The organism is Alphaproteobacteria bacterium HT1-32 (assembly GCA_009649675.1).
In the GTDB taxonomy this organism is placed as follows: domain Bacteria; phylum Pseudomonadota; class Alphaproteobacteria; order Rhodospirillales; family HT1-32; genus HT1-32.
This window is the reverse complement of the sequence record WJPL01000001.1, coordinates 1,910,643-1,924,795: the sequence shown is the minus strand read 5'-3', so window position 1 is coordinate 1,924,795 and position 14,153 is coordinate 1,910,643. Positions and strand designations below refer to the sequence as shown.

13 protein-coding genes are annotated in these 14,153 nt (G+C 58.7%); 7 read left to right on the top strand and 6 right to left on the bottom strand.

Annotated features, from left to right (window positions below):
• Positions 1 to 31: 31 nt before the first annotated feature.
• From leuA to GH722_09125, 3 genes are all read left to right on the top strand, one after another.
• A complete protein-coding gene (gene leuA / locus GH722_09135) occupies positions 32 to 1,810 on the top strand; it encodes a 2-isopropylmalate synthase (GenBank protein ID MRG71934.1) in 1,779 nt (592 codons plus the stop codon).
• Between the two features lie 167 nt (positions 1,811 to 1,977).
• Positions 1,978 to 2,790 carry a deoxyribodipyrimidine photo-lyase gene (locus GH722_09130; protein ID MRG71933.1) on the top strand — a complete coding sequence of 271 codons (813 nt, stop codon included), beginning with the start codon at positions 1,978 to 1,980 and terminating at the stop codon, positions 2,788 to 2,790.
• The gene (locus tag GH722_09125) at positions 2,787 to 3,221 is read left to right on the top strand and encodes a hypothetical protein (GenBank protein MRG71932.1); all 435 of its coding nucleotides are present in this window, start codon (positions 2,787 to 2,789) and stop codon (positions 3,219 to 3,221) included. Before GH722_09130 ends, GH722_09125 begins: the two co-directional genes overlap by 4 nt.
• A gap of 88 nt (positions 3,222 to 3,309) precedes the next feature.
• Here the strand turns inward: GH722_09125 and GH722_09120 are convergent, their stop codons facing one another.
• Positions 3,310 to 4,710 (bottom strand): FAD-binding protein, encoded by a 1,401-nt coding sequence (locus GH722_09120; GenBank protein MRG71931.1) that lies wholly within the window; start codon positions 4,708 to 4,710, stop codon positions 3,310 to 3,312.
• 148 nt (positions 4,711 to 4,858) lie between these two features.
• Between GH722_09120 and GH722_09115 the strand changes: the two genes are divergently transcribed.
• Complete coding sequence (locus GH722_09115) at positions 4,859 to 5,941, top strand: alpha-hydroxy-acid oxidizing protein (protein ID MRG71930.1); 1,083 nt, start codon at positions 4,859 to 4,861, stop codon at positions 5,939 to 5,941.
• A 9-nt stretch (positions 5,942 to 5,950) separates the two neighbouring features.
• On the opposite strand, the gene GH722_09110 is transcribed toward GH722_09115, so the two are convergent.
• From GH722_09110 to GH722_09090, 5 genes are all read right to left on the bottom strand, one after another.
• The gene (locus GH722_09110; GenBank protein MRG71929.1) at positions 5,951 to 7,243 is read right to left on the bottom strand and encodes a bifunctional folylpolyglutamate synthase/dihydrofolate synthase; all 1,293 of its coding nucleotides are present in this window, start codon (positions 7,241 to 7,243) and stop codon (positions 5,951 to 5,953) included.
• Complete coding sequence (locus GH722_09105) at positions 7,224 to 8,192, bottom strand: acetyl-CoA carboxylase carboxyltransferase subunit beta (protein ID MRG71928.1); 969 nt, start codon at positions 8,190 to 8,192, stop codon at positions 7,224 to 7,226. Before GH722_09105 ends, GH722_09110 begins: the two co-directional genes overlap by 20 nt.
• Entirely contained in the window at positions 8,189 to 9,037 is an 849-nt protein-coding gene (locus tag GH722_09100) for a tryptophan synthase subunit alpha (GenBank protein MRG71927.1), read from the bottom strand. Before GH722_09100 ends, GH722_09105 begins: the two co-directional genes overlap by 4 nt.
• A gap of 5 nt (positions 9,038 to 9,042) precedes the next feature.
• Positions 9,043 to 10,254 (bottom strand): tryptophan synthase subunit beta, encoded by a 1,212-nt coding sequence (gene trpB / locus GH722_09095; protein MRG71926.1) that lies wholly within the window; start codon positions 10,252 to 10,254, stop codon positions 9,043 to 9,045.
• 86 nt (positions 10,255 to 10,340) lie between these two features.
• Positions 10,341 to 11,240 carry a LysR family transcriptional regulator gene (locus GH722_09090; GenBank protein MRG71925.1) on the bottom strand — a complete coding sequence of 300 codons (900 nt, stop codon included), beginning with the start codon at positions 11,238 to 11,240 and terminating at the stop codon, positions 10,341 to 10,343.
• A 122-nt stretch (positions 11,241 to 11,362) separates the two neighbouring features.
• Here GH722_09090 and GH722_09085 point away from each other — a divergent pair, with 122 nt between their 5' ends.
• From GH722_09085 to GH722_09075, 3 genes are all read left to right on the top strand, one after another.
• The gene (locus tag GH722_09085) at positions 11,363 to 12,457 is read left to right on the top strand and encodes a D-cysteine desulfhydrase (GenBank protein MRG71924.1); all 1,095 of its coding nucleotides are present in this window, start codon (positions 11,363 to 11,365) and stop codon (positions 12,455 to 12,457) included.
• A gap of 37 nt (positions 12,458 to 12,494) precedes the next feature.
• Complete coding sequence (locus GH722_09080; GenBank protein MRG71923.1) at positions 12,495 to 13,364, top strand: transporter substrate-binding domain-containing protein; 870 nt, start codon at positions 12,495 to 12,497, stop codon at positions 13,362 to 13,364.
• 69 nt (positions 13,365 to 13,433) lie between these two features.
• Entirely contained in the window at positions 13,434 to 14,153 is a 720-nt protein-coding gene (locus tag GH722_09075) for an ABC transporter permease subunit (protein MRG71922.1), read from the top strand.

The following is a 14,153-nucleotide window of genomic DNA, read 5'->3' as shown; positions in this document are numbered from 1 at the left end:
GCGTCCGTAGATACTGCCGCTCCCCCGTTTAATGATTCCAGACAGACGCGCAGAGCGCAGCCTGTCATCCAGAGGAGCAAGACCCATGGCCAAGATGCCCATTCACAAGTACCAGAAGTTCCAGCCCATCGATTTGCCGAACCGTCAGTGGCCCGGCCGAACCATCGACAAGGCACCGATCTGGTGTTCCGTCGATCTGCGTGACGGCAATCAGGCGCTGATCGAACCGATGGACGCCGCCCGCAAGACCAAAATGTTTCAGATGCTGGTGGATATCGGGTTCAAGGAAATCGAAGTCGGTTTTCCATCCGCCTCGCAGACGGATTTCGATTTTGTCCGCAAGCTGATCGATGACGGAATGATTCCCGATGACGTCACGATTCAGGTCCTGACACAGGCCCGTGAGCATCTGATCGACCGGACATTCGAATCCATCGACGGCGCCAAAAACGCCATCGTCCATCTCTACAATTCAACCTCCACCCTGCAGCGCCGCGTGGTCTTCAATCAGGACCAGGCCGGGATCATGGATATCGCCGTGAAAGGCGCTGAACAGGTCCGCAGGCTGGCAGATGCGCAATCAGCCACGAACATCATCTACCAGTATTCCCCGGAAAGCTTTACCGGCACGGAACTGGATTATGCCCGCGATGTCTGCGAAGCCGTCATGGACGTGTTTCAGCCGACACCGGAAAAGCCGATCATCTTCAACCTGCCGGCAACTGTGGAAATGTCGTCTGCCAACATCTATGCCGACCAGATCGAATGGATGGACCGCAATTTCAGGAACCGCGATTCGATCATTCTGTCCCTGCATCCTCATAACGACCGGGGCACCGGTGTTGCTGCTGCAGAACTGGGCGTCATGGCCGGCGCGGACCGGATCGAAGGCACCCTGTTCGGTAACGGCGAGCGCACCGGCAATGTCGATGTCGTGACCCTGGCCCTGAACATGTTCACGCAGGGGGTAGATCCGGAACTGGATTTCTCCAACATTGATGAAGTCCGGCGCTGCGCAGAATACTGCAACCAGTTGCCCGTGCATGAACGCCATCCTTACGCCGGGGATCTGGTCTATACCGCTTTTTCCGGATCGCATCAGGACGCGATCAAGAAGGGCATGACCGCCATGAAGTCATCCAATTCGCCGGTCTGGGAAGTCCCCTATCTGCCGATTGACCCGATGGATGTCGGTCGCTCCTACGAGGCCGTGATCCGGGTGAACAGCCAGTCCGGCAAGGGCGGCGTTTCCTATGTGCTGAACAATGAATATGGCCTCGACCTGCCGCGCCGTCTGCAAATCAGCTTCACCGATGTGGTGCAGCGGGTTGCTGACGAGACCGGCAAGGAAATCACACCGGGCGAAATCTGGCGGATTTTTGAGGAATCCTTCCTGACACCGGCTGAGCCGATACAGTTCGTGGAGCATACCTCGATGCCGGATTCACATGCTTCTGAACGGCGTGTCCTGACCGCAACCGTCAATCATGAGGGTGAGCGCAAGGTCATCACCGGCACCGGCACCGGCCCGATTGATGCCTTTGTCACTGCCATCCGGGAGAATTGTGGTCAGGAAATCCGGGTGCTCGACTATCATGAGCATTCAATGACCACCGGCTCTGATGCCCGGGCAGCAGCCTATGTCGAGGCAGAAACGCCGGATGGCCGGAAGGTCTGGGGTGTCGGTATCCATACCAACATCACCGCTGCCTCACTCCGCGCCGTCGCCAGTGCGGTCAATCAGGCTTATGGCACAGCCTCCGACAGTGCTGCACAGGCCGGCGTAACCCGTCTGCAACTGGTCTCCTGACCGCCTGTCCTTGCGGATCATATCCGGAACCCGGCCTTCATGACCGGGTTCCGTCTTCCGGCAAGGTGAGCCAGAAACGGAGCCTCTATGCGACCGACCCCAAAACAGGTTCAGGATCCCACACCAACGGCGATTGCACCTGCCGTCAGGCCGTTCCATCATAAGGCATGGAACATCAACGACTTCCGGCAGAATTCAGCCAGCGCAAAGAACTGACGGACTGGCTGCTCGACGCCTTCCCGGAAATTGCCGCCCGGGATAAGGGAGCCATCTCGCCCATGCGGGGAGGGCCGGTTCCGGCACTGGTGCGGTTCGAAGCCATGAAGCCCGGCGACTATGCCCGCAGCCGGAATTTTACCGATGGTGCGGTGACCCGACTGTCTCCCTATATCCGCCACGGCATCGTCGGGCTGGCCGAGGCGCGGGACGAGGTTCTGTCACGCTCCGGCCCGAAAGCCGGGTACAAGCTGATCCGCGAACTGGTCTGGCGGGATTACTGGCTCAGGATTCATGATGTCATCGGGGATGATGTCTGGGCGGATCGCGAGAACTGGAAAACAGGTTTCAGCGCCGAAGATTATCAGGACAACCTGCCGGACGATATTTCCACCGGCCAGACAAGTCTTGCCTGTATGGATGACTTTGCCCGCGAACTGGCTGATACCGGCTATCTGCATAATCATGTCCGGATGTATGTGGCAGCCTATGTGGTGCATCACCGCCAGATAAAATGGCAGGCCGGGGCGAAATGGTTCCTGCTGCACCTGCTGGATGGCGATGAAGCGGCGAACAACCTGTCCTGGCAGTGGATAGCCAGCACCTTCTCAAGCCGCCCCTACTACTTCAATCGCGAGAATCTTGAAGAATATACCCGGGGCGTTCATTGCCGGGATTGCCCCCGGCAGAATAACTGCCCCTTCGACAAAAGTTACGAGGATCTGCAGGCAGAACTGTTCCCGAAAATGGCTGCCCGAAAATGACATCTCTGATCTGGATACATGAAGATGCCCTGGGCGCTGACAGCCCCGCCGTAAAAGCCGCACCCAAAGCACCGAGGGTCATTGTCTTTGACGATGCATTCCTGATGCACCGCCCTTACGGCATGAAGCGACTGACCTTCATCTATGAATCGGCGATGGCCTGTGGTGCGGAAATCTGGCGCGGGCCGACGACAGAAGTCTTGCTGGCGCGGGCGAAGGAACTGGCGTGCGACCGGATCATTGCAACCACCCCGGTCGCACCGGACCTGAAGCGTCTGGTTGCCGAAATACGCCAGCAAATCCCGCTTGATCTGATCGATCCACCGGCACTGGTCACACCCGACGGCAAACCGGATATGAAACGCTTCTCCCGGTTCTGGAAAATGGCTGAAGCATCCGCCGTGAAGCCAACAGACGAGAAACCGGGCTGAAGGATACCCTCCGGCTACCTGCCATGTGATCCCGGACTCCGATCCGGGAACCAGTCAGAAACCGCAGTTTCCTCCGCCGTAACCGGTCTCAGACACTTACGATCTTGCCGGGGTTCATGATGTTCTGCGGGTCGAGGGCGAGTTTCAGGGAACGCATGACGCTGACTGCATCGCCACCATGTTCCGCCGTCAGGAAATGTTTCTTGCCATAGCCGATGCCATGTTCGCCGGTACAGGTGCCATCCATAGCCAGCGCCCGGTGAACGATCCGTTCATTCAGGGCCTTTGCCTCTTCCAGCTGCTCTGGTTTTTCCGGATCAAAAATGAACAGCACATGGAAATTTCCGTCACCGACATGGCCGACGATGGGGCAATAAAGTTCCGACTTTTCGAGATCCCTGTAGGTCTCGGTAATACACTCGGCGAGACGGCTGATCGGTACACAGACATCCGATGAGAAGGCTTTGCAGCCCGGCCGCATGGCAAGGCCCGCATAATAGGCGTCATGCCGTGCCTGCCACAGTTTCGAGCGTTCTTCCGCCAGCGTCGACCAGCGGAAGTCCGTGGCACCATATTCCCCGGCGACGGCCTGAACCTGTTCGGCCTGTTCAGCGACACCGCGTTCGGTGCCGTGGAATTCAAAAAACAATGTCGGGGCAACCGCATAATCCAGTCCGGAATACTGGTTCACCGCATCCAGCTGATCCGCATCCAGCAGTTCGATCCGGGCCACCGGCACCCCCATCTGGATCGTCGTAATCACCGTATTCACCGCATCTTCAATGCTGGGGAAGGCGCAGACCGCCGCTGAAATTGCGTCGGGAATACCATAGACGCGCAGCGTGACTTCCGTGATGACCCCCAGCGTGCCTTCCGAGCCGACAAACAGCCGGGTCAGATCATAACCGGCAGCCGATTTGCGCGACCGGCGACTGGTCCGGATAATCCGTCCGTCCGCCAGTACCACGGTCAGCGCCAGCACATTCTCGCGCATCGTGCCATAACGCACCGCATTGGTGCCCGACGCCCGGGTCGCTGCCATGCCGCCAAGACTGGCATCCGCCCCCGGATCAATGGGGAAAAACAGTCCGGTATCGCGCAGATATTCGTTCAGCGCCTTGCGGGTCACGCCCGCCTGCACCGTAACATCCATATCCTCGGCATTGACCTCGACAACCTGATTCATCATCGACAGGTCAATACAGACCCCGCCCATAAGCGCCTGGGTATGACCTTCAAGCGAAGTGCCCGTACCGAAGGGAATGACCGGAACCTGATGTTCCGCACAAAGCTTCACCACGGAGGCCACTTCTTCCGTGCTCTGCACAAAAACCACACCATCGGGCGGGGCCACTTCATAATAGGCCTCACCCCGGCCATGCTGCTCGCAGACCGATGCCGACGCGGAATAGCGATTCCCGAACATGTCTGCCAGTGCCGCCAGCACAATGCCGGTTTCTTTGCGCTGGACTGCTGTTTCTGCTGACATCGGTATTCCCTTCCCTGACCGCACAATGACTGGAACTCAAGGGTTTATGCTAGGCCTGGGCGGAAGTGAAAACAACCGATCCCGGAGATTGTAGAAGCGGTGCAACCGGCTATGATTATGCCCGGACAAAAGACTGGATTACGAAATCATGAGTGTTGAAGAAGACTATCTCTGCCTGCACGAATTCCCTGACACGGCGCGACGCACGCTAAAGCCGGAACTCTGGCAATATCTGCTCGGCGCGACAGAAACCGAGACGACTGCAAAGCGCAATCGTCTGGCGCTGGATACGCTGGCCTTCCGCAAGAAAGTGTTGCGCGATGTTCGCAAGGTTGACTGCTCAACAGAATTTTTCGGCGCGAAGCTACAGCTTCCCGTGATGCTGGCCCCGATTGGTGGCCTGGACGATCTGCATCCGGAAGGGGGCAAGGCGGTCTCCCGCGGGGTCGAAGCTGCCGGGGCGATGTATATGCATTCCTATGTCGGCCGCAGCCCGATTCCGGATTGCCGCGCCGCTGCACCAGACGCAGAACTTGGATTCTCGCTCTATATCCGGGGTGGAGATGACTGGATTGATGAATATGTGAAACAGGCTGTCGATGCCGGTTTCCGGTTCTTCGGCATCACTGTCGATTCAGCCGTCTACTCCCGCCGGGAGCGCGATATCTCTGCCCGTTTCGCCAAGCCCTGGCGTGTTGGCACTGACGATACGCGGCACTATCAGGCAGGCTTCGACTGGGATGCGGTCAAACGCTTCCGCGACCGTCATCCTGATGTCCGTCTGGTCCTCAAGGGTATCGAAGATCCGGCAGACGCAGAAATGGCCCTCGATGTCGGGTCGGCCGCGATCTATGTGTCGAACCATGGTGGCCGCCAGCTCGATCACGGCATTGGCTCCATCTCTGCCATGAAGGAAATCATCCAGCAGGTTCGCGGCCGGGCGCCGGTGATTGTCGATGGTGCAATCTGCCGCGGGTCGGATGTGGTCAAGGCGCTCTGCCTCGGCGCAGATATGGTCGCCATCGGCCGGCTTTACGGCTACGCGCTGTCCGCTGCAGGGGCTGAGGGTGTGACCCGTATGCTCCAGCTGTTGCAGGAAGAAATCCATGAAGTGATGGCCCTGCTGGGCGTCACGTCACTGAGCGAACTGGGACCGGAATTTCTGGTCTCGGCACCGCCAGTAGTTGAACCGCATCAGCTCTCGGCCTTCCCGCTGATCAGCCGGGAATAGTACCGGACCTCAGCTGTTTCCGGACAGCACGGTTCCCGCCAGATAAAGCGAACCACAGATCAGAATGCGGCAGGGCTTCGGCTCTGCCGCAATGATCGCCCTGATTGCCGCCGCAACATCACCGGCCTCACTGGCCGTTATGCCGACGGCGCGAGCGGTACCTGCTGTCTCCTCCGCCGTCCGGGAATTGATCTCTCCCGGAATGGCGACGGCCTGCAAGCTGGTGACATGCGATGCCAGTGGTTTCAGGAAATCATCTGAAGCCTTGGTATTGATCATGCCAGAGACCAGATGGACCGGCCAGTCATCCCATTGCGACAGGACCGCCGCCAGCATTTCTCCGGCCCCGGCATTATGTCCGCCATCAAGCCAGAGTTCAGTCCCCGGTGACAACAGGTCGACCAGTTCCCCTCTGGTCAGCCGCTGCATGCGTGCCGGCCAGTCAACTGCCTGCAATCCAGCATGACGGGCATCGAGGGGCACGGTAAATCCCGGCAGGTTTTCCAGTGCGACAACCGCCGTCGCTGCATTGATGACCTGGTGATCACCGGGCAGTGACGGACGCGGATAGTCCCGTGTCTGGCGGCTGGTTCCGCGCAGGCTGAAACCCTTACCTGTCTGTTTCACCAGCCAGTCCCGGCCCGCCGCGAACAGGGGCGCGGAAGCGTCATCAGCACGCTGTTGCAGAACCGCCAGTGCCTCCGGCTTTTGCGGGCCGGAAATGCAGGCCACACCCGGCTTGATAATCCCGGCTTTCTCGCCGGCAATCGCTTCCAGCGTCTCACCGAGAAACTGCACATGATCGATGGAGACAGGGGTGATCACGGTCAGGGCCGGACGGTCAATCACGTTTGTTGCATCCAGACGCCCGCCCAGCCCGGTTTCCAGCAACAGGATATCTGCGGGTGTGCGCGAAAATGCCAGATAGGCAGCAACCGTGGTGATTTCAAAATAGGTGATCGGATCCGGACCGTTCGCCTGCTCGCATTCCTCCAGCAGGTCGGTCAGCATCTGTTCCGGGATCAGTTCACCGGCCAGACGAATGCGCTCGGCAAAGCGCACGAGATGGGGAGAGGTATAGACATGCACCCGGTATCCCGCAGCCTCCAGCATCGCCCGCATCATGGCGATGGTCGAGCCTTTGCCATTGGTTCCCGCGACATGCACTACCGGTGGCAGCTTCGTTTGCGGGTCGCCAACATGTGACAGCAGCCGCCAGACCCGGTCGAGCACCAGATCAATGGACTTGGGATGCAGCCGCATCAACCGTTCGAGAACGGCATCACTTTTTCGGTTTGTCACTCTTGTCTTCAATGATTGGGGTCGCGGGCTTGGCCACCGGCGTATCTGCCGTCATGAAATCCGTATCGTCACCAGCGTCCGGCACCGGTGTCTTCGCTGGCCTGGATGACGTGAGTATCCGGAGAACACGACCGATACGCTGATTCAGTTCATCGCGCGGCACGACCATATCAAGCATGCCATGTTCCAGCAGATATTCTGACCGCTGGAAGCCTTCCGGCAGGGTTTCACGAATGGTCTGTTCAATCACGCGGGCACCGGCAAAACCGATGATCGCACCGGGTTCTGCCAGCGCAATATCGCCAAGCATGGCAAAAGAGGCGGACACACCACCGGTCGTCGGATCGGCCAGCAGCACAATATAAGGCAGCCCCGCTTCCTTCACTTCGCTGACGGCAACCGTTGTCCGGGCCATCTGCATCAGCGACAGGATGCCTTCCTGCATGCGGGCACCACCCGAAGACGGCACGGCAAGGAACGGCGCTTTCAGCTTCACGGCCTTGCGGGCCGCGGCAACAAAGCCCTCGCCCACGCCGATTCCCATGGAACCGCCCATATAGCTGAAGTTCAGCACCGCAGCGACCGTGGTCACGCCACCGATCTTGCCGGTGGCGACGATGATCGCCTCATCCTCACCGGACTTGGTATGGGCATCCTTGATGCGGTCTGTATAGCGCCGGGTATCCTTGAACTTCAGCGGATCGACCGGCGGCTTCGGCAAAATTTCACGCTCATACTTGCCGTCATCAAACAGCACCTCCAGACGCTGGATAGCGTCGAGGCGCATATGATGGCCGCAATGGTTACAGACCCGCCGGTTCTTCTCCAGATCCCGGTGAAAGATCATCTGCTCGCATTCCGGACATTTGTGCCACAGATTGTCCGGCACCTCCGTCCGCTGAACGAGTTGCTGGATCTTCGGTCGAACGAAATTTGTCAGCCAGTTCATGCGACATCCTTTTTCAGTCGCGCTTTACGCACGCCATCGGCCAGCGCGCTCACATGACCGATTACAGCGTCCACCAGGCCCGGCTGGGCCACGCCCTTATCATCAATATTATCCGCGACCAGCTGCACCAGAGCAGAACCAACCACCGCAGCATCGGCCACACGGGCAACCGCAGCTGCATGCTCCGGCGTCTTGATACCAAAACCAACAGCAATCGGCAGGCCACTGGCCTTGCGCAGCTTCTCGACCGCACCGCCGACAGCACTGAAATCCGGCGTCGCGGTACCGGTGACACCGGCAATCGAGACATAGTAGACAAAACCGGACGTGTTCTGCATTACCTTCGGCAGCCGCTCCGCATCCGTGGTCGGGGTCGCCAGCCGGATGAAACTCAGTCCGCCGGCATTGGCCTGAAGGCACAGCTCGTCATCTTCTTCCGGGGGCAGATCAACCATGATCAGCCCGTCCACACCGCATTCCAGGGCATCCGTGACAAAACGGTCAACGCCATAGCGGTAGATCGGATTGAAATAGCCCATCAGGATAACCGGGGTCGCGTCATCCTTCTCACGAAACCGCCGGACCATGTCCAGCGTCCGCGCCAGCGTCTGACCCGCAGCAAGGGCGCGTTGGCCGGCCAGCTGAATGGCAAGGCCATCAGCCATCGGATCCGTGAAAGGCATACCAATCTCGATGACATCAGAGCCACCGGCCGGCAGCCGGGAGAGGATATCCTCGAAGGTTGCCGGATCCGGATCACCGGCGGTGAGATATGTCACCAGTCCCGCCCGGCCTTCCTCGCGAAGCACCCCGAACCGGGCGTCGATCCGCGCTGTACCGCGCAGCCCGCTCACAGTTCCACCCCCAGATGTTCGGCAACGGCAAAGACATCCTTGTCACCACGACCGCACAGATTCATCACCAGCAGATGGTCCTGCGGCAGATCAGGGGCGATCTTGATGACATGAGCCAGTGCATGACTTGGTTCCAGCGCCGGAATGATGCCTTCAAGCCGGGTGCAGGTCTGGAACGCGTCGAGCGCCTCCTTGTCCGTGACCGCAACATATTCAACGCGCCCGGTATCATGCAGCCAGCTATGCTCCGGCCCGATACCCGGATAATCCAGACCGGCGGAAATCGAATGACCCTCCTCGATCTGGCCATCTTCATTCTGCAACAGATAGGTACGGTTACCATGCAGCACGCCCGGCGCGCCACCATTCAGGCTGGCCGCATGCTGTGGCGTATCCAGTCCGAAACCACCGGCTTCGACACCGATAATCCGGATATCCCGGTCATCAAGGAAGGGATGGAACAGGCCGATGGCATTCGAGCCACCCCCAATGCAGGCGATCAGGCTGTCCGGCAGGCGGCCTTCCGCCGCCATCATCTGTTCGCGGACTTCATTGCCGATGACGCACTGAAAATCTCGCACCAGCATGGGATAGGGATGCGGGCCGGCAGCGGTTCCGATGATGTAGAACGTCTCGTCCACATTGGTAACCCAGTCCCGCAGCGCCTCGTTCATGGCATCCTTCAGCGTGCCGCGACCGGAGGTAACGGGAACGACTTCCGCGCCCAGCAGCTTCATCCGGAACACATTCGGGGCCTGACGTTCGATATCGGTCTTGCCCATATAGACAACACAGGGCAGTCCGAACCGGGCGCAGACCGTGGCCGTGGCCACACCATGCTGACCGGCACCGGTTTCGGCGATGATACGGGTCTTGCCCATCCGTTTCGCCAGCAGAATCTGGCCAAGCGTATTGTTGATCTTGTGCGCGCCGGTGTGATTCAGTTCGTCGCGTTTGAAATAGATCTTCGCGCCGCCGAGTTCTTCCGTCAGGCGCTCTGCGAAATAAAGCGGGCTTGGCCGGCCGACATAATGCTTCAGGAAATAGTCCATTTCCGACTGAAAGGCCGGATCGGCTTTCGCAGCATTATAGGCTTTTTCGACCTCGAGAATCAGCGGCATCAGGGTCTCGGCGACGAACCGTCCACCGAACATACCGAAATGGCCGCGCTCATCCGGTCCGGCCCTGTAAGAATTCAAGCTTTCCATGGCCGCGTTTATAACGAAGCCGGGCGGGCGGTGAAAGCAAAACGGCGAGATTTCCCGGCATAACCGGGAACAATCATCACCCACCCTCACACGAAACGCCGCTCCTGCGTCATGCGGGAGATGACGTTGGTCGTGAAATAGTGTTTTTCCCGCGAATAAAGGCAGATTGTCAGCGGACAGAATCCCAGACTGCGGGTCAGATCGACCAGCCGACCGGATTCAATATCCTGCCAGACCATGCTCATCGGTATCCAGGCCATGCCAAGCCCATGCAATACCATTTCCCGGATACCGGCGGTAAAAGCGCTTTCGCAGAGCGGGCGCATAACACTCTGAATCGAAAACCAGTCAGGGCAATGCTGCCTGAGAGCACTCCAGAAGAAACTGCTCTCCGGATACAGAATGACAGGAGACCCCTGCGGCAAACCACCATCCGGCGTCAGACCATATCGCAGCCCCCCTCCGACCACCGGCACCAGGCGGTCATTGCCCCATTCATGGCGCCGGAAACTGGCATCAAACGGCAGCGGCTTCTCCTCCGGTGTTTCATAACACATCAGCGTGTCGGCATCGCCCCGGATACACATGGATATGCAATCCCCGCGATTGGCGGTCCGAAGCCGGTAGTTCAGCGGATAACCCGCCGCCTCTACGGAACCGATGAGGTCCGGCAGGGCCGAAAAGGTCAGCGCATGCTGGGTGGCGAAGGTAACCCGCTGCGGCATACCCGCAGAATCGCGAATGGACTGGTGCAGGTCGTTCAGCCGGGACAGAAAGGCCCGGATATCCGCCTCCCGCGAGACAACTGAATCCCGGATCGTCACCTTGTTGGTCTCGCGGTCGATAATATCCTGTCCCAGCCAGTCTTCGAAGGCACGAATCCGTCGGGAAAATGCGGGCTGGGTTACTGCCCGCCGCTCTGCCGCACGGGTGAGATTTCCCTCCTCCAGCAACACCAGAACATCCTCAAACCATCTGGTATCCATGAAACCCTCCAAACATCAAACACCCATATAAATAGTATGAGCAGCAAAACAAATCAGCATTTCTCAGTCGTCAGACAAAGACATATGTTGCCAGCCCTAGATGGAAAAATAAGAGAAACATTATGCCTGAAGCTCAAGGCGACCAACAGAACGAAACATCCGCGACCAGCCCGGCATCCCTTGCGCTATGCAAAAACCTTTCGGCAAGACTGGCAATATTCCCGCGTATCCGCCTCGGCCACCTGCCGACCCCGCTGGAGCCGATGGACCGGCTGAGCGAGATGCTTGGTGGTCCGCGTATCTGGATAAAGCGCGATGACTGCACAGGGCTTGCCGGTGGCGGCAACAAGACCCGAAAGCTGGAATTCCTGATCGCCGACGCGATGGAAAAAGGCGCGACCTGCGTCATCACACAGGGCGCGACACAATCAAACCATGCACGCCAGACAGCGGCCGCCGCCGCAACGCAGGGGCTGGAATGCCATATCCTGCTGGAAGACCGCACCGGCTATAACGACGATCCTTACAATCTGAACGGCAATGTGCTGCTGGATCAGCTCTATGGTGCGACAATTTCCAAACGCCCCGGCGGTGCGGATATGGCCGCAGAAATGGAGAAGCTGGCTGAAAAGCTGAAAGCCGGGGGTCAGGTTCCTTATATCATCCCCGGTGGCGGATCGAATCCGGTCGGCGCACTGGGTTATGTCAATTGTGTCCGCGAACTGGTCGAACAGGCCGCCGAAACTGATCTGTCGATAGATCTGCTGGTTCATGCGACCGGCAGTGCCGGCACCCAGGCTGGTCTGGTGGCCGGGCTTGCCGCCATTGAAAGCGATATTCCCCTGCTCGGGATCGGCGTTCGGGCACCAAAGGAACGGCAGGAGCAGTCGGTTTTCGATCTTGCCGTCAAAACCTCACAGCATCTCGGCTCCGGCGCGGTTGTTGCCCGGAACCGGGTGCGCGCGAACTGTGACTATGTCGGCCCCGGATACGGCCTGCCGACCGACAGCATGAAGGAAGCCGTCACCACGCTGGCCCGGACCGAAGGTATCCTGCTGGACCCGGTCTATTCCGGAAAAGGCATGGCCGGCCTGCTGGATCTGACCAGAAAGGGTCAGTTCAAGGACCTGAAGAATATCGTCTTCCTGCATACCGGGGGCAGTACCGCCCTGTTTGGCTATCCGGAAATCTTCGGACTACCCGGTTACATCGATTAATTCCGACATCATCATTTCATTAACGAGAGGACAGATCATGAAAGCAGTCAGACTTTTAACCGCAGCAGTTGTTGCCACAGGATTTATGGCAACCCTGCCCGCATCGGCAGCAGACCTCACCGGTACCCTTGCCAAAATCAACGAGAGTGGCGAGATCGTGCTCGGCCACCGCGAAAGCTCCGTGCCTTTTGCCTATCTCGACGAGAACCAGAAGCCGGTCGGCTATTCCATGGACCTGTGCCACAAGATCGTTGATGCGGTCTCGGAAGAACTCGGCAAGAAACTGACCATCAAATATGTGGCGGTGAACCCGAAAACCCGGATTGCACTGATGGCGAATGGCACCATTGACCTGGAATGCGGTTCAACCACCAACACACTGACCCGTCAGCAGCAGGTTGAATATCTGCCGGTAACCTTTGTCACCGGCACCAAGATCATGGTCCGGAAAGGCTCCGGCATCAGCTCTGTCAAAGACCTCAACGGCAAGGCTGTCGCACTGGCACAGGGCACCACCAACGAACGTGCCGTCAAGGCTGCCGGTGAAAAGCTCGGCATCGAATTCAAGGTGCTGCCGGTACGTGACCATGCCGAGGGTATGCTGTCGCTGGAAACCGACCGCGTTGACGCCTATGCCACCGACCATATCCTGCTGTTCGGCCTGATCGCCAAGTCCAAGACACCGGAGAAATTCGAGGTTGTCGGCGATTTCCTGTCCTTTGACCCCTATGCCCTGATGGTTCGCCGGGATGACAGCGCCTTCGAACTGATCGGCAAGAAAACCCTGGCCGGGCTTTTCCGCTCGGGCGAGATCGATGCGATCTATGACAAGTGGTTTTCGCCGCTTGGCGTCGGGCAGACCGATCTGCTGAAGGCAGCCTTTACGCTTGGTGCACTGCCTGAATAATCCTGTACTGCCGACCCGGGCCGCCATGATGGCGGCCCGGCTGAATTCTGCCGCGTTCAGGGGGACGGGATGAATTATAACTGGAACTGGGGCGTTCTTTTCGAAGACCCCTATTACGGCTGGTTGCTGAGCGGCTTTGGCTGGACTGTCGCCGTCGCGCTGTCGGCCTGGTGCATTGCCTTTGCCGTCGGTTGTCTTGTCGGGATCGGCCGGACCGTTCCGAACCCGACCATACGGGCCTTCTGCACCGCCTATGTTGAACTTTTCCGCAATATTCCACTGCTCGTGCAGATGTTCCTCTGGTATTTCGTGCTGCCGGAAATCCTGCCCGACGATATGGGCCGGTGGATGAAACGGGACATGCCGAATCCGGAATTCACGACCGCCGTTCTGGCGCTGGGCTTCTATACCGCATCGCGCATTGCAGAGCAGGTACGCGCCGGGATCGAAGCGGTTCCCGCCGGTCTTGCCGCTGCATCAACGGCACATGGCTTCAGCACCGCCCAAACCTATCGCTATATTCTGCTGCCGATTTCACTGCGCCTTATTGTGCCGCCAATGACATCGGAATTCCTGACCATCTTCAAAAACTCATCCCTCGCCCTGACGATCGGGCTGCTGGAACTGCTGGCGCAGAGCCAGCAGATTTCGGAATACACCTTCCAGGGTTTTGAGGCGCTGACCGCCGCCACCGTCATTTATGTCTCGATTGCCCTGATTGGCACCATCATCATGCAGTTGCTGGAACGCTTCACCTTCATTCCCGGCTATGTCGGTAAGGGAGGCTGA